The sequence below is a fragment of the Segatella hominis genome, assembly GCF_019249725.2.
In the GTDB taxonomy this organism is placed as follows: Bacteria; Bacteroidota; Bacteroidia; order Bacteroidales; family Bacteroidaceae; genus Prevotella.
Window position 1 is genome coordinate 862,804 of the sequence record NZ_CP137559.1, and the last position, 21,025, is coordinate 883,828.

Here is a 21,025-nt window from a genome sequence, read left to right on the forward strand (position 1 = left end):
TGCAGGGTAGGCTTTCTTCCGGTTCCTTATTCTAAATTATTTTGAATTTTCTGTCTTTTCTGCTTTCATTGCTTCCCGGGCTTCAGCTCTTTCCTTGTCGTATTTGTCGTATGCATTTACGATGCGTGTCACGAGCTTATGTCTTACGATATCTTTCTGCCCGAGGTTGACCACTCCGATACCTTCCACACCTTCGAGTATTTTGAGGGCCTCTTTCAGTCCGCTTCGCTGTTCTCTCGGCAGGTCTATCTGCGTGAGGTCTCCCGTGATTACCATTTTGGTGTTCATACCCATACGGGTGAGGAACATTCTGATTTGCTGGGAGGTGGTGTTCTGCGCCTCGTCGAGGATGACTACGGCGTCGCTCAGTGTGCGTCCGCGCATGAAGGCAAGTGGAGCTATCTGTATGATATGCTTTTCCATCATGTCCTGCAGTTTTACGGCAGGTATCATGTCTTCTAAGGCGTCATAGAGCGGCTGCAGATAAGGGTCTATTTTGTCTTTCATGTCGCCCGGTAGGAAACCGAGTTTTTCGCCTGCTTCTACGGCAGGGCGTGAGAGGATGATTTTCTTGGCTGTTTTTTCCTTGAGAGCTTTTACTGCAAGTGCGATACTGAGGTAGGTTTTACCTGTTCCTGCAGGACCTACAGCAAATACCATGTCGTTTTTCTCGTATGCATCGATGAGCTTCTGCTGATTGGCGCTCCGGCTCTTGATAGGCTTTCCGCTGATGCTATATACCAGTACATCCTTAGCTGAATCGGCCTTGGTCTGCTTGCCTTTCACAATGTCAAGAATATCCTCTTCGTTGAGCATGTTGTATTTCACCAAGTGCTTGCGCATCTGCTCTATTTCTTCTTCCGCTTTCGCCATTTCCTCCTCGTCGCCGAGCACACGAAGTACATTGTCGCGTGCAACGATACGCAACTTCGGGTACAGTGATTTGATCATCTGCAGATGACTGTTGTTCACTCCGTAGAACATCACTGGGTCAACGTCTTCGAGTACAATATGTTTCTCTATCAAAACTCTAAAAAATAATGTAGTTTAAACTTATATGATATTAATACGCTGCAAAATTACTATTTTTCCTTGAAATGAGCAAAATTTCTGATATGTTTTGTTTAAAAAGACTTTAAAAAGTTTTGCATTTTCGTTTTTTTGCCGTACTTTTGCACTACATTTTGATCGGACAGGTCTGAAAGTTTGGCTTCTGGTCTGGGATTCTTTCCCTCGTTGGAATGAGGCATGGGCTTATCTCCTATGAGGACCTTGGCTGGAATCCTTTTTTATAAGAGATGGAAGAAAGTAATCCTCTGAAACTGGAGCTTGATCAGAATGAAATTGAAAATACTCAAATCATGAAATTGAAAGAAATCATACGAAATATCTTCAGGATTCTCCGTGTCATGTCGGGCAAAAACCGTTTTCTGCTCGGATTTGTCGTAGTAGTCCTGATTCTCGCCCTGATAAGAGTGGCGAATCCGAGCGTGGCAGAATCCCGTTTGACAAAAGCGGAGGCAGCCGATTCTTTGAAAAATGATTCTGCTGCTTTGCTGGCCGAGGATGATGCGGCACGGGAGGTGGAAGTTTCACCATCTAATGCCTCCCAGTCAAATGGTGCCTCTGCCGACCAACTGGCGAATGCCGGAATGACGGTGGATGCTGCATCAGAACAGCTTCTGGACTCTGCTGCGAAGGGAAGTTCGATTTTCTTTGACAAGGATGGTAAGGAAGTGAAGCACCGCATATTCTCTGTTCCGCATTTCGGAAATACGTTCCCTGACCAGCAGGATGTGCAGATACAAGCAGCCAACCGCTATGGGGTGAAGCCAGTTCGGAACCGCGATGAGGCAGAACACAGCAAGGGAGCGCTGGTCTATGTGGGTAGTAATCCCTTTTTTTATGTTGACAAACTCAATAGCAGTATTCCTTATCTCGTTCCACGTGCATCGGTATTGCTACAGGATATAGGAAGGGCCTATTTCGACTCCCTCCAAATCAAAGGCATTCCGCTCCACAAGATCATTGTGACGAGTATTCTCCGTACCAAGGATGATGTAGCGAAACTCCGCACGAGAAACGGAAATGCAACCGAGAATTCCTGCCATCTCTACGGCACTACTTTTGATGTCTGCTACAATCGTTATAAGACCGTGCAGACTGCTAAGGATTCGCGCAGACAGGTGAGAAACGACTCTCTGAAATGGGTGCTCAGCGAGGTGCTGCGCGACTTTCGTGAGAACGGTCGCTGCCTCGTGAAATATGAGGTGAACCAGGGCTGCTTTCATATCACAGTGAAGTAGGTCTTTATCTTTTGAATCTTGGGGTATTCTCTTGTCTTTTGATTTTTAGGGAATTCTTCTTAAAATAATGTGGAAAAATATGAAATTGAATATAAATTTGAAAATGGTGATGGCGAGCATGGTGCTTGCGTTTTACGGGTTGCAGAGCTATGCTCAGGATTATATGAATGCCAAGGAGGTGACTGTCTTGAAGGGCATCGCCGTGGAGGGCGTTGATACGGCTGGAGTGCATCAGGATCCTACCTGTCCGGAAGTCTTGCTGGAGACTACGATGGGCAATATCCGTATTGCGCTCTACAATGATACGCCTCTGCATCGTGACAACTTCCTGAAGTGGGTAAATTGTGGCTATTATAACGGCTGCATCTTCCATCGTGTTATCAAGAACTTTATGGTGCAGGCTGGTGATCCTGCTACCCGAAAGGTAGACCCTCTGAAGAAGGAAGTATTTGATACCGCCTATGTTGTTCCTGCTGAAATACGCTATCCGAAATACTACCATAAGCGTGGTCAGCTCTGTGCGGCACGTGAGGGTGATGAGGAGAATCCTAAATTTGCTTCAGCTCCCTGCGATTTCTATATCACCTGGGGCAGGAATTTCTCCCGTCGGCAAATAGAATATCTGATAGAGAAAGAGGCCAGAGAGGAAAAGGCCTACGTGCTGCCTAATAAGCAGGTGATTGATGGGTATGTGAAATACGGCGGTGTGCCTCATCTCGATGGGGGTTATACCGTTTTTGGAGAAGTACTTGAGGGTATGGATGTGGTGGAGAAAATCCAGAATGTAGTCACAGACAAGGGCAATAACGACCGCCCTCTCCAAGATATTATTATCCTGAAGGCTTCGGTTATCCGATAGTCTTCAGGATTTTTTATATACCTTATTCTGATATTTATCAGAGTGGCAATGACAAAAATGGTTATATTAAGCAAGATAGTCACTGACTTTTTCGGGAAGACCGATTGCTATATCTTTCGACTCGAATAGTTTTAGATTTAATGCAAAATGTACATGCCGGAATGCAAACATGTTTTGAATAAACCATCGTCAAGTGATTTAATATATTGAAATCATATATATAAAAATAAAGAATTATGGTATTAGGTTCGTGAGGGTATAGCATCATCCCTTTAATCTCGGAGAAATGTATTAATAATCTTATAAATAATTGTAATATGATCGTTTTAGAAAAAGATATGAGTATGAAGTTTTCTGCTTCAAGTAAGCGTTTCTGCTTTTCCAGTTTTCCCCTTTATTTCGGAATGCTTGTGTTTTGGTTTGTCCTTTCTTTCTCTCTCTCTTCCTGTCAGGGCGGACAGCAATTTGCCGCTTGGGATGAGGGAGATACAATCAGACTGAAATATGCTCAACTGCTTACGATGGTGGAGCATGAGGGATTTACGGAGGTGAATGTAGGAAATCCCTGGAAGAAAGGGACCGTATTGCACCAATATATCCTGATTCCGAAAGGGAAAAAGGGAGATGAAACTGCCGAAATGCTGATGAAAGGCAGAAATGGAAGTCAAGATGTAGCGGGTGCTTCTCAGGCCATGGCAGAATCTCATGGAGCAGCAGGCTCTCGTGCTCTGGCAGGCTCTCATGCTCTGGCAGGCTCTCTCGGTTTGACCGGACCTGACGGTTGTAGAGCCGATATAGTGAGAACTCCGATTTGTAGTAGTGCGGTATTTACGTCTCCTCATTGCCAGCTCCTTTACGAACTTGGTTGCCAAAATGCAATTCGAGGCGTCTGCGATTCCAAATATATTCTGATAGAGGATATTCAGAAAAGATTAGGAATGCCTGAAGTCGCTTCGTCTGCATCAGGCTCTTGCAAGTCTTCAGCTTCATCTACATCCGCTTCCCTTCCCATAGTAGATTGCGGTTCCGGTATGCAGCCGGATGTCGAGAAAATCATAGCTCTCCACCCGGAGGCGCTTCTCATTTCCCCTTTTGAGAACAGTGGCGGTTATGGCAAACTCGACAATCTGAATATTCCGATTATCGAGACTGCTGACTATATGGAAACCTCTCCGCTTGGAAGGGCAGAGTGGATCAAGTTCTACGGCTTGCTCTATGGGGCAGATAAGGCGGATTCCCTTTTCGCAGCTATTGAGAAGGGATATCTTTCCCTTAAGGCTCAGGCTGCCAAGTTGCCGAAAGGTCTTTCGGTCTTGACTGAGCGGAAAATGGGCAGCGTATGGTATTCGCCAGGCGGAAAAAGCACGATGGGTATTCTCCTGAAAGATGCCAATGCAAGATATATTTTTGCCGACGATGAACATAGTGGAAGTCTCTCGCTGAGTCCGGAACAGGTGATTGCCCGGGGCAGTGAGGTGGATATCTGGGCATTCAAGTATTTCGGTGGACAACCGCTTTCCCGTGCTGCTCTGTTGCAGGAATATGATGGATATAAGGCTCTGAGTGCTTTCCAGACTGGCAATATCTACGAGTGTAATACCGACCGCGTTCCTTATTTTGAGACCGTCAGTTTCCATCCCGAAATCCTGCTCCGCGAGTTCATCCTCCTCTCTCATCCTCAGGCAAAGGGATTGGGTGCTCTCAGATTCTACAGGAAAATGTAATATTTTACCATACCTTATTATATTATTGAGCCTTTTCTTTGTTTTTTCGCAATTTCTTTTTATCTTTGTACCATTATTCAAATAATGACTTTTTTCTCTAAAGAAAAAGATTCATTTATAAAAGAAAGATACGATATGAAAAATATGTTAGCTTTGAGCCAGGAAAGATTTTCGGCTCGCAAATTTACTTCTGAGGCTGTGAGTCAGGAGGATTTTGATTACATCATGGAGTGTGTGCGCATGGCACCATCGGCAGTCAACAAGCAGCCTTGGAAATGGCTCATCGTGCGCTCTGATGAGGCAAAGCAGAAACTGCAGGAATGCTATGACAGAGAGTGGTTTCGCTCGGCACCTATGTATATCGTAGGCATGAGAAATGTGGAGGAAAACTGGGTGAGAAAATACGACGGAAAAGCTCATGGCGACATCGATGTGGCTATCGCTACCGAACATCTCTGTCTGGCTGCCACCGAAAGAGGATTGGGCACTTGCTGGGTCTGCAATTATAACACCGACAAGATGAAGCAACTTTTCTCCCGTCCTGGCTTTGAGGCAGTCGTCATCATCCCAATCGGTCATATAGCCGAAGATTGTCCGCATGCTGCAAAGAAGCGCAAGGATATGAGTGAAATCGTAGAGGAAATCTGATTTCTTATCTGCTCACTTGCATCTTATTCTATTTAATATATAGAAAAAAGTTTTATCTATTATGATATAGAGTACCTATTATTTATAGAGTTTTACCTATATCATATAGAGTTTACCTATTATATATGGAGAAGGTTCCAACAAATAAAATCATTATTATGGGAAAGAAAATGAATCTGGAAACCAAGTCTTTTGCAGCTGCGATCTCATTCGCTCTCTGCTGCTCGTCTCTTTCGGCTACTGCTGCATCTTCCGCATCTTCTAAGAATGGGGAATTGTCTGCAGTTCTCCCTGCGCAGCATTATCAGCCAACAAAGGAAAATCTCCAGTCGCGACAGGAATTTCAGGACGACAAGTTCGGAATCTTCCTGCACTGGGGCTTGTACAGTATGCTGGCAACGGGCGAATGGACGATGACCAACAAGGATTTGAACTACAAGGAATATGCTAAGTTGGCTGGCGGCTTCTATCCGTCTAAGTTTGATGCTGCCAAATGGGTGGCTGCCATCAAGGCTTCCGGAGCCAAATATATCTGTTTCACGACCCGTCATCATGAGGGCTTCTCCATGTTCAAGACCCAGTATTCTGATTATAATATCGTGGATGCCACTCCTTTCAAGCGGGATATTCTCAAGGAACTGGCGGATGAATGCCACAAGCAGGGCATCCGCCTACATCTCTACTATTCACACATCGACTGGTATCGCGAGGATGCTCCGCAGGGAAGAACGGGCAGGGGAACCGGACGCCCGAATCCGAAGGGCAACTGGCAGAGCTACTACCAGTTTATGAACAACCAGCTTACCGAACTGCTTACCCATTATGGCAAGATAGGCGCAATATGGTTTGATGGCTGGTGGGATCAGGATATCAATCCCGATTTCAACTGGCAGCTGCCTGAACAATATGCCCTAATTCATCGTCTCCAACCAGCCTGTATGATAGGCAACAATCATCATCAGGTGCCTTTTGAGGGAGAGGATTTCCAGATGTTCGAGCGTGATCTTCCTGGCGAAAACAAGTCGGGCTTGTCGGGACAGGACATCAGTAAACTGCCGCTGGAAACCTGCGAAACCATGAACGGGATGTGGGGATATAAGATAACCGATCAGGACTATAAATCCACCAAAACCCTGATTCATTATCTGGTGAAATCGGCGGGCAAGAATGCCAATCTCCTGATGAACATCGGTCCTCAGCCAGATGGTGAACTGCCTGCTGTGGCCTTGGAGCGCCTGGCGGAAATGGGCGAGTGGATGAAAACATACGGTGAAACGATATATGGTACGAGAGCGGGCATCGTGGCTCCTCACGACTGGGGCGTTTCCACCCAGAAGGGCAACCGACTCTTTGTGCATGTGCTGAAACTTCAGGACCAGTCTCTCTTCCTGCCTTTGGGCAACAGAAAGGTGAAAAAGGTATTCGACTTTGTGAGCAAGAAACCGCTCAAGATGCAGAAATGCAATGGTGGAATCATCCTCGACTTAGGCGCCATTCCTACTGAAATCGACAAGGTTGTGGAAATCCAACTGTGATATATCACATCTGTAATCGTTGCGCCTATATATATATAAGGTGTAGCGATGATGGCATAAGACTGAAATTAATATCAATGATGAAAAATTTGAGAGATTACCTGATAGTAGCCGGTCTGCTGCTATCGTCAACTGCGTTTTCTCAGACTCCAGGTGGGGCAGATGTTCCAGCGAGTGCGAGTCATTACAAAACGTATCATGGTGACGGCATTGACGACGTGCTGCAGTATGTGCCCATGGCTTCGGTCTTCGGACTGAAACTGCTGGGTGTAGAGGCGGAGAGTTCCTGGAAGCGCAGACTGACGGTTTCGGTCGTGTCTTTCGGACTGAATGCCGGAGTCACCTATGGTCTGAAACATACCATTCATAAAATGCGTCCCGATGGAACTGACAATCGTTCTTTTCCATCGGGACACACCTCTGTCGCCTTTTGTGGCGCCACCAATCTGATGCACGAATATCGCAAGGCTTCTCCCTGGATAGGCATAGCTGGTTATGCGCTGGCTACCGGAGTGGCGGTAGATAGAATCCGCCGCAACCGCCATCATTGGGGTGATGTCGTGGCCGGTGCTGCCATCGGAGTGGCTTCGGCAGAGGCGGGTTATCTGATAGGTAATCTGATTTTGGGCAAAAAGAAGAAAAATGGTGGAGATAATGTTAGAGAAAGCCAGAATCATCTAAATTCCACAACAGACAACGATGGCCATATCAGCGGAAAAAGTACGACTGATAAGTTAGACAATATCAGTCTTTCTGTTTCTCCTACGGGTTTGGCTTTCGCTATGAAATTATAGTGAGTCATATTGACAATCAAGATTAAAAAATCGAATATAAACAAGAAAACGATGATAGATAAACATCATTTTATAAGCAAGAAAGGCGTGATGGCACTCACTTTCAGTGCCGCCTTGTGTGCCTCTATGACAGCTCAGGCTGAAACCATCGAGGTGAAGAAGTTCAAATATGCAGGTCCATTTCCTGTCAGTTTGCCTTGGATGGCGGACAGTGTAGATATTAAGGGAGAAAAGTTTGCGATGGAAAAACTGTTGGATTCCCCGCTGTCGTTTACTTCCTTCAATCAGGGGAAAGAGGTTTCTTCCTTATCTTCCGCATCATCTCCGCATGCCCTGAATCTGGCATCTTTCAGTCTCTCCAATGAGCACCGGATGAAAGTGATGATCTCTGTGGAAGGTGTCAGCGAGTATCGACTTTTTGTGGATGGAGAGTCTTTGAAGGGAAATGGAAACCAGTTTGAGACGGTTCTGTTGCCTTCTTCTCATCAGGTGGTGATCAAATATCTGGCTGCAAAGGATGATGCCAAGGTTCTGGTAAAAACGGGAAATGATCTAACTGCTCAGCCTTCTGGGAACCCTGCATTATCATCCAAAGAATCTGAAGAATCTCAGAAAAACTCTGCATATTCCCTGAAAATTGATGTCCCTTCAGCTTCTTCCAAGCGTGCATACAATATTTATGATGTGATCTGCGCGCCTAACTATTCGAGCGTATCACTCTCTCCGAATGGAAAATACGTGATTGTGCACAAAACCTGGGTTGACCGTCAGGGCAACAACCACAGTATCAATGAGGTGAGGAATTATCAGACAGGCAGGGTACTTGCTTCTTTCCAGGAAAACGTGAAGTGGATGCCTCGCAGCAATAAAATGTATTTCGTGCAGAAGAATAGTGAAAGTGCTATCGAGGCTAATGGAAATGCCGCAGCTGGCTCCGCACTCTCTTATGAAACTGAAAGCTCCAGTCAGCAGCTGGTAACTGTCAATCCGCTGACGATGGAACGTGAGGTTTTGGCAACAAATATTCCGGAAGGCTTCTTTCAGTTTACTCCCGACGAGAAATCTCTGATCTATACGGTCACTACCGAGGGCAGGAAGAAGGATGCACAGGTTTATGACATCAAGGAACCGGATGACCGTCAACCGGGCTGGCGCAATCGCTCCAATCTTGCAAAATATGATTTGGTATCCGGAATTTTCCAGCCTATCACCTTCGGTTATCACAATATTTATCTCAATGATATCTCTGCCGATTCCCGCTATCTGCTCATCGGCAAGAGTGAGGATCGTCTGACCAAGCGACCAACTACCCTGACTTCGCTCTACAGACTGGATCTCCAAACCCTTCAGGCTGAAACCCTGGTGGATAAGGGCGAGTTTATCAATAGTGCCCTGTTCTCTCCAGACGGCAAGTCGATTCTTGTAAGTGCTTCTCCTGAGGCCTTTGACGGTATCGGCAAGAATGTGGAAGAAGGTCAGATTCCGAGCATGATAGATACGCAACTTTATCTGATGTCTGCCTCGTCAAAGGAGGCTCAGCAGGTGCGTCCGCTCACCAAGGATTTCGATCCGAATGTGCAGAATGTAGTCTGGAGCAAGGTGGATGGAAACATCTATTTTACGGCTGAAGACAAGGACTGCGTGCATCTTTTCCAACTGAATCCGAAATCTGGAAAATTTGTCCTGTTGAAGTCGCCTGAAGAGTATATCAAGTCCTTCTCCCTGGCATCTTCTGCTGCCGAAATGGCATTCTCAGGACAGAGTGCATCCAATGCCGACCGCCTCTATAGGATGAATACCAAGGCGCAGAAAGCACAGGTGATAGACGACCTCAGTGCCCGCGAATTGAAAGATGTCCAGTTGGGCGAATGCAAGGCGTGGAATTATGTCAACGCAAAGGGCGACACCATCTGCTGCCGCTATTATCTGCCTCCTCATTTTGATGCAGCCAAGAAATATCCGATGGTAGTCAACTATTATGGAGGTTGCAGTCCTACGAGTCGTATGTTCCAGAGCCGCTATCCGCATCATGTCTATGCAGCCATGGGCTATGTGGTGCTGGTGGTCAATCCAAGTGGAGCCACCGGTTTCGGACAGAAGTTCTCTGCCCGCCACGTAGATACGGCTGGTGAGGGAGTGGCTGAAGATATCATAGCCAGCACTCAGGCTTTCTGTGATGAACATGGTTTTGTGAACAGGAAGAAGATAGGATGTATCGGAGCCAGCTATGGCGGATTTATGACCCAGTATCTTCAGACCAGGACGGATCTCTTTGCTGCAGCCATTTCCCATGCGGGTATCAGTGATCATACCAGTTATTGGGGAGAAGGCTATTGGGGATATTCCTACAGTCAGGTTTCTATGGCCAATGAATATCCTTGGACCAACAAGCATCTCTTTGTAGACCAGAGTCCGCTTTATCGTGCAGATAAGATTCATACACCATTGCTTTTCCTGCATGGTACTGCTGATAACAACGTGCCGGTAGGAGAGAGCATCCAACTCTATACTGCGCTGAAAGTATTAGGCCGTCCTACGGCTATGGTGCTGGTAGATGGTCAGGATCATCATATCATCGACTACGAAAAGCGCATCAAATGGCAGAATACCATCTTTGCCTGGTTCTCCAAATGGCTTCAGGATGATGACTGTTGGTGGAACGAGATGTATGGAAACGAAAAAATGTAAGTCTGAAAAGACTTACATTTTTTTGTTGCTTTATCTCAAAGTCTGCGATTTTAGTTTTATCTTAAAATTCTCGATTTTTTCATTATCAGCAATTTTCTCATTATCTCAAATCTACGATTTCTGCTTTAGGGAAATCTTTGCTGTTGAAGACGAAAGTGCTGTTAGACACATTCTTAGCTCTGAAATTGCTCACCTTGATAGTGCTCCAGGAACTGCCCTGTCTCATCTTGATGACAGAAGGAACGTAGGTTTTCTTGTTGATGGTGATAATCAATTCCTGTACCGTACGCCTCTTGTTCTGAGCAATCAGGTGAACCTCATAGTTGCTGCCAGCATTTTTCAGGCTGGAATTGTAACCGGTCTTATATATATTGATAAATGTATAAGGGTTCATTGACATCTGCTGCGCCTGTGTAGGATTGCTGACATTTACCTCGTTGGTATTTTTCATATAAGTCCACTGCGTCTTACCATTATACCATACGGTAGCCTGCGGAGTGTGGGCATTAAACTTGTTGCCCTTGATGGCGATGGTGCCGGAAGTGGAACCGTATTTGGTACTTGACAGGCTGAAATTGGCGCTGGCGCCACCTTTGTTGCCTATGATTTTGGCAGTCTTATTTAAAACCTGCTGGGCTGTCTGTGCGAATGTTCCAAGACTCATCAGAGTCATGAAAGCAAATAAAATCATTTTCTTCATCATTCTTTCTTTATAAATTAAAAAAAACTTTTCATGTTACTTAGATGCAAAGGTAACATGAAAAGTTTAATTAATATCTATTCTTTAAGAATTCTTAGTTTCTTTAAGCCTCGTTTAATCTTATCCTCTCAGTTGGAGAAGGAGCGTGTTCAGCTGGTTTTCGTCCTGCAGAAGCACCTCTCTTGGCTTACTGCCCTGGGCAGCACCTACGATTCCTGCAGCTTCCAACTGGTCCATCAGTCGTCCGGCTCTGTTGTATCCGATACTGAATCGGCGCTGTATCATACTCGTACTTCCCTGTTGTGATAAGACGATGGCATGCGCTGCTTCCTCAAAGTAAGGATCGAGATTGCGCGTATCCACATTTCCGCTGCCCACAGCTTCTCCGTCATTGGCTGGCTCAGGAAGTTCGAGTGGCTCGATAGGACCAGGCTGACTGGAGATGTACTCGTTGATGCGCTCAATTTCCGGAGTATCTACGAATGCACACTGCACACGTACCGGCTCGTTGCCATTCAGATAGAGCATATCGCCTCGACCTATCAGCTGGTTGGCACCTGTTCTGTCCAGAATGGTCTTGGAGTCAATGGCAGATGTCACCTTGAAGGCGATACGGCCTGGGAAGTTGGCCTTGATATTACCCGTAATGATGGTCGTAGTAGGGCGCTGGGTTGCGATAATCATGTGGATACCCACGGCACGAGCCAGCTGGGCGATACGAGCGATAGGAAGTTCCACCTCCTTGCCGGCTGTCATGATCAAGTCGCCAAACTCATCTATGATTACCACCACGTATGGCATATATTCATGTCCGTCGGTCAGCTTGAGCCTGTGGTTGATGTACTTCTGGTTATACTCCTTGATGTTTCTGGCACCGGCTTTCTTCAGCAGGTCGTATCGGCTATCCATCAGCACACAGAGACTGTTGAGCGTTCTTACCACCTTGGTAACATCTGTGATGATAGGTTCTTCTTCGTCAGAAACCGCTGCCATGAAATGGTTGGCGATGCGGGAGTAAACGCTGAATTCCACCTTCTTGGGGTCGATGAGCACCAGTTTCAGCTCATTAGGATGCTTCTTATATAATAAAGAGGTGATAATCGCATTCAGACCTACAGATTTACCCTGTCCGGTGGCACCGGCTACGAGCAGGTGAGGAATCTTGGCCAAATCTACCATGAAAACCTCATTGGTGATCGTCTTACCAAGAGCGATAGGAAGTTCCATCTTGGTTTCCTGAAATTTCTTGGAGTTGAGGATACTTTCCATGCTCACGATATTGGCCTTGGCATTCGGCACCTCGATACCGATGGTTCCCTTGCCAGGAATAGGAGCGATGATACGGATACCCAAAGCTGCGAGACTCAGGGCGATATCATCTTCCAGATTCTTGATCTTGGAGATGCGCACACCTTCAGCTGGCTGGATTTCGTAGAGTGTAATCGTAGGACCTACCGTAGCTCGGATGGTCTTAATCTGCACACCGAAATTGCCCAAAACCTCAATGATTCGGTTCTTGTTGGCTATCTGTTCCTCTTCGTCAATATAAGCACCGTTGTCCTCATACTTCTTCAGCAGGTTGAGCGTAGGGTATTTATATCGGGTGAAAGGTTCTTTCGGGTTGATAGGCGTATTCAGCTCTACGGTGCTGCTCACGGTGTTGCTGGAAGCCTGTTCCTCGTTGGCAGCTACGGAAATATCCATGCCGATATGCTGGGAAGCGAGTTCGGCAGCTTTCTTTTCATCAGCTTCAGCCTGCGCTCTCTCGTTGCGCAATCTGCGCTGGTTTTCCAGGAATGATACGTTAGGATCTTTGGTTGCAGCCGCTACAGAAGCGCTTTCGCCTGCTGCATCTTCTACATCGGCAGCATGTTCTGCATCCATATTTCCAGCCGTCATATTTTCAGCGTTATGTGCAGCTGCTCCTTCTTCTGCTTTATCTGGATTAACATCCAAATCTATCACCTTGGCAGGCTCCGGATCCTTAAACTCAGATTTCTCAGGTTCTTCTTCCTCCTCCTGTTTCTGTCCATTTTCAGCATTCGCATAAGCCTGCGCAATGGCATCCGGTTCGTTGTCTTCACCATTTTTGCCGTGATTGGTGATTTCGAAGTGCACCTTACTTGTAATATAGCCAATCGGGTTGAGCGCCTTTCGGATCACGGTGATGGTTTCCGTCGTCAGGTAGGTGAGGAAAGCGATGGCAGTAAAGAGCAGAATCGCTGTAAGACCCGGTGCACCCACTACGTTTTCCAAGTTCTGTACGACAAAGATTCCATGCTTTCCGCCAGGATTGAAGATAAGTCCACCCGTAAGTGGTGTCAGGAATTTGGCAAATGTGATGGCACACCATTCCATGACAATCATGGTGCTTAAAAACCATTTCCACAGATTGATTTTGTAGGCATGCATGAGCTGCAATCCCCATATTATAAAAAAGGTGGGGAGCAGGAATGATGGAAAACCGAAATTCTGTGAAATCAGCCAGTAGGAGATGATAGCACCCAGCGAACCGCAATAATTCTGAAACTGGTGCTCACTGTTGGTCCATTCTCCCGTTCGCATTTCTTCCAGAATACTTTGGTCTGCCGCGCCCGTATTCAAAAAAGAAACCATCGCGATGATGGTAACTACAGAAATGGTGACCAGAGCCAGTCCTAAGAAGAAATCTGTAATAGTATTATTGAAAATATATTGTAAGCCAATTGCTTGACTGAAGCTTTTGGTTTTCTGTTCAGTTCTTTTTTTTGCCATTTTTGATGTTCTTGAATTATTTATCTTGCAAAAGTAGCTAAAATAATCGAAAAAATCGAGATTTTAATGCTAATTTTTCTAATTTTTGCGAGAAAGTTGATTTACATTTGGTCATTTCATTTATAAATTGTACTTTTGCATTCTGAAATCTTGGAAATAATAATGAAGACAATATTCAAAAAGTATGATAAGCATGCTATTGTAGCATTGCCCAGAGTAATCTTTGAGGGGGAAATTAAGGTAATAGATCACCCGGAGGATGTTGAGGCGGCAATTGATTTTTTGCTGTCCCAGGACATTCTTGGTATCGATACGGAAACTCGTCCTTCTTTCAAAAGAGGCGTAAGCTATGAGGTGTGCTTGCTTCAGGTAAGTACAGAGGATGTATGTTTTCTGTTCCGCTTGAATTATGTGGGAATGCATCCAGCTATCATTAGATTCCTGACTGATAAGAAGGTACCTAAGATTGGTCTTTCCTGGCATGATGATCTTAATCAGCTTCATAAAAGGGCTGATTTTGAACCGGGCAACTTTATCGAGATTCAGGATATGGCTAAGGATTTGGGACTGATTGATATGAGTCTGCAGAAAATTTACGCCAACCTCTTTCACCAGAAAATCAGTAAGGCGCAGCGATTGAGCAACTGGGAGGTTACTGAGTTGAAAGATTCACAAAAAATATATGCTGCTACTGATGCTTGGGCGTGTATTCAACTCTATAAGGAGTTCAACAAACTCAACGAGACTCATGATTATGTGCTGATTGAGCCGAAAATAGAGGAACCTCAAGCAGATGCATCTCAGACAGAATCGCAGCCAGCATCTCAAGTAGAGTCTCATGCTGAATTTCATGTAGAATCTCAAGTAAAGCCTCAAGTCGAACTGATTTCTCAATCGAAAGCATCATCTTGAAACCATATATAATTAAGGTGTAATACAGATACAAAATAGACAATATACTAAGTAAGATTATATGTATAAGAAAATATATTTGAAGAGGGGAAAGGAAGAGTCCCTGAAACGTTTTCATCCTTGGGTCTTCTCTGGCGCTATCGCTCAGATGGACGAGGGAATCGTAGAAGGTGAGATTGTACGTGTCATCACTTCTACCGGGGATTTTATAGCTGTGGGACATTATCAGATAGGTTCCATCGCAGTTCGTGTCCTTTCTTTCCATGATGTTGCCATCGATGATGAGTTCTGGTGCTCTCGTCTGGATTCTGCCCTCAAGATGCGTATCGCTGTGGGTATCGCCGACAATGCTGCCAATAATACCTATCGACTGGTGCATGGTGAGGGTGATAACCTGCCTGGACTGGTTATCGACTGCTACGGAGAGACTGCCGTGATGCAGGCGCATAGCGTGGGTATGCACGTCAACAGAATGGAAGTAGTTCAGGCTCTTGCAAAAGTGATGGGCGACAGACTCAAGAATATTTATTATAAGAGTGAAACAACTTTGCCATTCAAGGCTGATCTCCGTCAGGAAAACGGATTTATTTTGGGTGGTGATGCTGACAATGTGGCTGTTGAGAATGGATTGAAATTCCATATCGACTGGTTGAGAGGTCAGAAGACCGGTTTCTTTGTGGATCAGCGCGAAAATCGTTCGCTTCTGGAACATTATGCCAAAGGCAAGAGCGTACTGAATATGTTCTGCTATACCGGAGGCTTTTCCGTATATGCCATGAGAGGCGATGCCAAACTCGTGCATTCTGTAGATAGCAGCGCCAAAGCGATAGAGTTGACCAATGAGAATGTGAATCTCAACTTCCCTGGTGACAGCCGTCATGAGGCTTTCTGCGAAGATGCATTCAAGTATCTTGACGATCACGACCAGCAGTATGATCTCATCGTGCTCGATCCGCCTGCTTTTGCCAAACACAGAGCTGCTCTGCGCAATGCTTTGAAAGGTTATACCCGCCTGAACGTGAAGGGACTTCAGCGCATCAAGCACGGAGGCATCCTCTTTACTTTCAGCTGCTCGCAGGTAGTTACGAAAGACAACTTCCGCAATGCTGTTTTCACGGCAGCTGCACAGGCAGGACGAAAGGTGAGAATCCTGCATCAGCTTCATCAGCCAGCCGACCATCCTATCAATATCTATCATCCGGAAGGTGAGTATCTCAAGGGATTGGTCTTGTATGTAGAATAAGGAATGAAACGATTATGAAGAAAGCGACTGTAGTTGCGTTTTTGCTGGTAGCATGGCTTTCGGCACTTGTCGGATGCAGCGACTCCAAGGAGAAAGTCCGTCGCCTGTCTATGCAGGAAAAGGCGCGTCAAGATAGTATTGACAAAGCTTCTTTCAAGGTGGGTGTCATGCCTACCTTGGATTGTCTGCCTGTCTTTGTGGCACATGATGAAAAACTTTTCGACTCCCTGGGAGTTACTGTGCATCTGAAGTGCTACTCTGCGCAGATGGACTGCGATACTGCTCTTGAACGGGGGCGGGTAGAAGGTGCTGTCTCAGATCTGATACGCGCCCGGCATATCATCAAAAGAGGAACTCCTTTGGAATTTCCTATTTCTACTAATACTTATTGGCAATTGATTACCAATAGGAGAGCACGTATCTCAGAACTGAAGCAGCTTTCTGACAAGATGATTGCCATGACAAGATATTCTGCTACTGATTATCTGGCTGATTTGGCGATAGACAGTGCCAAACCTAAATATGATGTATATCGGGTGCAGATTAATGATGTGAGAATACGTCTGAAAATGCTGCTCAATAATGAAATGGATGCGGTTCTTTTGACGGAACCTCAGGCCACTAAAGCCCGAAAAGAGCGGCATCCTGTTCTCATGGACAGCAGAGATAAGGGCTTGAGATTGGGCGTCTTTGCTTTTAGAGAAAAGGCACTTAAATCTATTGAACGAAAAAAGCAACTTGATTTATTCATCAAAGGATATAATCAGGCAGTTGACAGTATAAATAAAAATGGTTTTGTACACTATTCGGATTTATTCCGTAAATATTGTGATGCAGATCTTGCTGCAGTGAAGGCTTTGCCGAAACTGAAGTTTGACCATGCTGGTAAACCGAAAACTGTTGATTTTTTACGACCTTACAAAAAGTAATAAACTATGAATGGATTAAATTCAAAAAGCCCAATTTTGCAGATAACTGTAGAATGTGGGGATGGTTATTATCGTAAGTGTCTAACGCATTCTAACGAGTATTTAATCCAAAATCCTATCTGTCCGGGTTTGAAAGACGAAGTGCAGGATGTGTTAGACACTTTTGATAAAATGGTTTACTGCTATGCTAAGGGTATCAAAGATCCAAAAATGGCAGAAATATATGCGGGCATTGAATCTTTCTGTCGTAATTTGGTACATCATCTTCAGATGTATGAAGCCATTCAGAATGATTCTTTATTTAAGGCTGCTTATGATAGCAGTAAGGCTTTAGATTTAAGACAAATTGGAGAAAGAGCGGAGAAGGGAGATGTCGATAAAGATTTCCTTGATAGCGTCTTTTCTTATGTCCTAACTGTTCGTCTGTGGGATGACCGAAAACTATCTTATTTTGCAGATCTTGTTTCCAATCCTGCAACTGATTATCGTGTAGCTGCTATGATGATATCTGCAGCCATGTTGTCATCAATCAAAGTCTTCAATTATAAAATGATGACAACTTTCTACGATCTTTGGAAAAAGTCTCAGGATGTGAAGATAAAAGAACGTATTCTTGTGGCTTGGGCAGTCATGTTGATTTCCGCAGATATCAAGAATTACTCTTATGTAAAAAAGTTTGTTAATAAAATCAAGGAAGATGAACCTACAATCGCACATCTTTATGCTATCCAGAAACAGATTCTTTTCTGTATGGATGCTGCAGAAGATGCTCAACAATTCAGCGCAGATATCATGAATGCGTTCCCTGATGAAAAATGGAACCGGCCTCTGGAAAACGATGAGAAACCTTCTCTTGACGAGATTCTCACTCCAGAAAAGAAAGAGGAAATGGTGATGTCTATTGATGAAAATATCAATAAAATGGTGAATATGCAGAAGCAGGGAGCTGATGTCTTCTTCGATGGTTTCTCTCAGATGAAGAGTTTTGATTTCTTCAATACGGCATCCAATTGGTTTGTTCCATATTATGAGTCTAATCCTGCCCTGTATCCCTTGTTGGAAATTCTGGAGGGTGATGATACTTTCTTGAGAACTCTGAAACTTTCACATTCTTTCTGTGATGGGGATAAATACAGTTTCAGTTTTTGTATGGCTGCATCTTTGAAAGGTACTTTGTCTGCACTCTTACCTATTGTAAAAGAAGGATTCGGACCTATGTTTAGTGAAACCGATGTTCATGATCCTAAAGAATTGGCTTTCCTGATAAGAAGAGAATGCTTGCAGGATTTGTATCGTTTCCTGACTTTATCTTCTTTCAAAAATTCGTTTCCGAAGGTTTTCTCATCAGAACAAGATTCAATTGCATATTTCTTTGCCAAGCCTTTATTTAAGGCTGATGAAAAGTTTGATAGAGTTAGGCTCTATATCTGCGATTTCCTTTTTAAGCGCAATCAGTCTGTGCGCTTAAGTTTCTTCCTCTCTGATACTCCAAGATGTAAGGAAGAAAAGTTAATGAAGGGATTATTCCTGTTGTCTATGACAGAATATGAGTTAGCTATTGATGTGCTTTCTCCGTATCAGGACGAAGAAGAAAATGTTGAAGTTATCAAACCAGCTCTGGTCAAGTGTTATATTGGTCTGCATCAATATGATAAAGCTTTGGAACTGTGTGAGCAGTTGATCAGTTTGAAGTCAACGACGAAGAGATTGCTACAGAAGGTTTACTGTCTCTTCCAGTTGTATCGTACGGATGAAGCCATGGCTATTCTATATGAAATGGATTACAAAAATCCTAATGATCTGCAGATTCTCCGTCCTTTGGCTTGGGGAAATATCTTAAGATTTGAATATGAGAAGGCGAAGGATATATATGAACGTTTAGCATCTGATGATTTTTCTTCCATCCCTGAAGATTCTTATAATTTGGCTATATGTTTATGGTTGCAGGGTGATGTTAGAACTAGTATTTCACTCTTCAATAGGTATTTGGAACTTGCCGATATTGATGTCGCAGCTCTGATCCAACAGCTTTATGATGATTTTAAGATGTTGAAGAATAATGGTGTTCTGGAATTTGAAGTGAATATCTTGAAGGATGCTATTTCACAATATGTAGAAAGAAAACAAAAAAGGTAATTCGTTTTGTCTGTTAGAAGAATGGCAATTCGCCTTTATCTTAATATATATAAATATATATAATATGAATGAGTAATTATGCCAGATAATCGAAAAAAAAATAATGGAAAAAAGGGAACTTCCCCGATTGATCCTAATTTCGCACATGTTCAGCCCCAGGCTGTAGAAATCGAGAGGGTGGTGCTCGGTGCTTTGATGGTTGACTCTGATGCCTTTTCTGTGGTATCGGAGCTGCTCAAACCCGAAACTTTCTACGAACCTCGCCATCAGAAGATATACGAGGCTATCCGTAATATGAACATGGACGAACGTCCTGTGGATATTATGACGCTGAACGATGAGCTCTCCAAGATGGGTGAGATTGACAAAGTGGGTGGTGTAGACTATCTGATGGAGATTTCTTCACAGGTGGCTTCTGCTGCCCATGTGGAGTCTCATGCCCGTATCCTGGCGGAGAAATATATGCAGCGACAGCTGATTCATTTTGCTGGTGACATAGAAACGAAAGCCTATGACAGCAGTGTGGATGTGGATGAACTGATGCAGCAGGCGGAAGGATCCTTGTTCCAGATTTCTCAGAACAACATGAAGCAAGACTTTACTCAGGTGGCTCCTGTGGTAAAGAATGCTGTGGAAATTCTGCAGCGAGCTGCCAGCAACAAGGGTGGTCTTACCGGTATTCCTACCGGTTATGTAGGAATGGATGAGATCACTTCCGGATGGCAGGCTTCCGATCTGGTGATTATCGCAGGACGTCCTGCCATGGGTAAAACTTCCTTTGCACTAAGTATTGCCAAGAATGTGGCTGTTGATTATGGGGTTCCTATCGGCTTCTTCTCTCTTGAAATGAACAACGTCCAGCTGGTCAACCGTCTTATCAGTAATGTATGCGAGGTCTCTGGACGTAAGATTCTGAATGGTCAGCTGGACCCTTCTGACTGGGAACGACTGGATAAGAGAATCGGCAGATTGACCGATGCTCCTATCTATGTGGACGATACACCGGGCCTCTCTGTGTTTGAATTGAGAACCAAGGCTCGCCGACTGGTGCGCGAAAAAGGTGTCAAGATTATCATGATTGACTACTTGCAGCTGATGAATGCCAACGGTATGAAATTCGGCAGCCGACAGGAGGAGGTCTCTACCATTTCCCGTTCTCTCAAGGGACTTGCCAAGGAGTTGGATATCCCTGTCTTGGCTTTGTCTCAGTTGAGTCGTAACGTAGAAAACCGTGAGGGACTTGAAGGAAAACGCCCACAGTTGAGTGACCTCCGTGAGTCTGGAGCCATCGAGCAGGATGCCGATATGGTACTCTTTGTGCATCGTCCGGAGTATTATCACATCTATCAGGATGAAAAGGGAAACGATCTCCATGGTATGGCACAGATCATTATCGCCAAGCACCGTAAAGGTTCTACGGGAGATGTGTTGCTCAACTTCCGTGGTGAGTTTACCCGTTTCCAGGATCCTACTGAGGCGGCAGCTTCATCACCAGCCGCTGATGGTGGTGGTGAAATTATAGGTTCACGTATGAATGGAGGAGGCGAATTACCTCCACCTCCAGGCGACTTGCCTTTCTAAATATGCACAAATATTACGATTTTGGGTATAAATTTACGCTTCGAATACTAAATTGTTATCTTTTAGATTAAAAAAGTGATAAATTGTTTGTTCATGTCGAATAAATATATTACCTTTGCAATCGTAAATTAAAAAATAAGAATTATGGCAATTGAAACATTGAACATTAGTAGCATTATTATTCGACTTCGACTGCAGTATGTAGGCGGAAGTGAT

Annotated in this window: 15 protein-coding genes; 12 read left to right on the top strand and 3 right to left on the bottom strand. The window is 44.6% G+C overall.

Annotated elements, in window-relative coordinates:
* Positions 1-36: 36 nt before the first annotated feature.
* Complete coding sequence (locus KUA50_RS03415; RefSeq protein WP_218456307.1) at positions 37-1,026, bottom strand: PhoH family protein; 990 nt, start codon at positions 1,024-1,026, stop codon at positions 37-39.
* Positions 1,027-1,298: 272 nt separating this feature from the next.
* Here KUA50_RS03415 and KUA50_RS03420 point away from each other — a divergent pair, with 272 nt between their 5' ends.
* From KUA50_RS03420 to KUA50_RS03450, 7 genes are all read left to right on the top strand, one after another.
* Positions 1,299-2,306 carry a DUF5715 family protein gene (locus KUA50_RS03420; RefSeq protein ID WP_413777442.1) on the top strand — a complete coding sequence of 336 codons (1,008 nt, stop codon included), beginning with the start codon at positions 1,299-1,301 and terminating at the stop codon, positions 2,304-2,306.
* 79 nt (positions 2,307-2,385) lie between these two features.
* On the top strand, positions 2,386-3,165 hold the full coding sequence (locus KUA50_RS03425) for a peptidylprolyl isomerase (RefSeq protein ID WP_218456306.1): 780 nt from the start codon (positions 2,386-2,388) through the stop codon (positions 3,163-3,165).
* 338 nt (positions 3,166-3,503) lie between these two features.
* Positions 3,504-4,889 (top strand): ABC transporter substrate-binding protein, encoded by a 1,386-nt coding sequence (locus KUA50_RS03430; protein ID WP_218456305.1) that lies wholly within the window; start codon positions 3,504-3,506, stop codon positions 4,887-4,889.
* Positions 4,890-5,024: 135 nt separating this feature from the next.
* Positions 5,025-5,537, top strand: coding sequence for a nitroreductase family protein (locus tag KUA50_RS03435; protein ID WP_218456304.1), 513 nt, complete (start codon positions 5,025-5,027; stop codon positions 5,535-5,537).
* A gap of 158 nt (positions 5,538-5,695) precedes the next feature.
* Positions 5,696-7,072 (top strand): alpha-L-fucosidase, encoded by a 1,377-nt coding sequence (locus KUA50_RS03440; RefSeq protein ID WP_256624167.1) that lies wholly within the window; start codon positions 5,696-5,698, stop codon positions 7,070-7,072.
* A 77-nt stretch (positions 7,073-7,149) separates the two neighbouring features.
* On the top strand, positions 7,150-7,866 hold the full coding sequence (locus KUA50_RS03445; protein WP_256624166.1) for a phosphatase PAP2 family protein: 717 nt from the start codon (positions 7,150-7,152) through the stop codon (positions 7,864-7,866).
* A 51-nt stretch (positions 7,867-7,917) separates the two neighbouring features.
* Complete coding sequence (locus KUA50_RS03450) at positions 7,918-10,554, top strand: S9 family peptidase (RefSeq protein WP_256624165.1); 2,637 nt, start codon at positions 7,918-7,920, stop codon at positions 10,552-10,554.
* A gap of 100 nt (positions 10,555-10,654) precedes the next feature.
* Here the strand turns inward: KUA50_RS03450 and KUA50_RS03455 are convergent, their stop codons facing one another.
* Both KUA50_RS03455 and KUA50_RS03460 read right to left on the bottom strand, forming a co-directional pair.
* Positions 10,655-11,257: a LolA-like putative outer membrane lipoprotein chaperone gene (locus KUA50_RS03455; RefSeq protein WP_022110585.1), complete on the bottom strand. Its 603-nt coding sequence runs from the start codon at positions 11,255-11,257 to the stop codon at positions 10,655-10,657.
* Between the two features lie 117 nt (positions 11,258-11,374).
* On the bottom strand, positions 11,375-14,008 hold the full coding sequence (locus tag KUA50_RS03460) for an FtsK/SpoIIIE family DNA translocase (RefSeq protein ID WP_218456303.1): 2,634 nt from the start codon (positions 14,006-14,008) through the stop codon (positions 11,375-11,377).
* 162 nt (positions 14,009-14,170) lie between these two features.
* Here KUA50_RS03460 and KUA50_RS03465 point away from each other — a divergent pair, with 162 nt between their 5' ends.
* From KUA50_RS03465 to dnaB, 5 genes are all read left to right on the top strand, one after another.
* The gene (locus KUA50_RS03465) at positions 14,171-14,920 is read left to right on the top strand and encodes a 3'-5' exonuclease (RefSeq protein ID WP_218456302.1); all 750 of its coding nucleotides are present in this window, start codon (positions 14,171-14,173) and stop codon (positions 14,918-14,920) included.
* A 61-nt stretch (positions 14,921-14,981) separates the two neighbouring features.
* A complete protein-coding gene (locus KUA50_RS03470; RefSeq protein WP_218456301.1) occupies positions 14,982-16,163 on the top strand; it encodes a class I SAM-dependent rRNA methyltransferase in 1,182 nt (393 codons plus the stop codon).
* Between the two features lie 14 nt (positions 16,164-16,177).
* Entirely contained in the window at positions 16,178-17,092 is a 915-nt protein-coding gene (locus tag KUA50_RS03475; RefSeq protein WP_218456300.1) for an ABC transporter substrate-binding protein, read from the top strand.
* A 6-nt stretch (positions 17,093-17,098) separates the two neighbouring features.
* Positions 17,099-19,228 carry a tetratricopeptide repeat protein gene (locus KUA50_RS03480; RefSeq protein ID WP_318346066.1) on the top strand — a complete coding sequence of 710 codons (2,130 nt, stop codon included), beginning with the start codon at positions 17,099-17,101 and terminating at the stop codon, positions 19,226-19,228.
* A 78-nt stretch (positions 19,229-19,306) separates the two neighbouring features.
* Positions 19,307-20,809: a replicative DNA helicase gene (gene dnaB, locus KUA50_RS03485; RefSeq protein WP_022110579.1), complete on the top strand. Its 1,503-nt coding sequence runs from the start codon at positions 19,307-19,309 to the stop codon at positions 20,807-20,809.
* Positions 20,810-21,025: the final 216 nt, after the last annotated feature.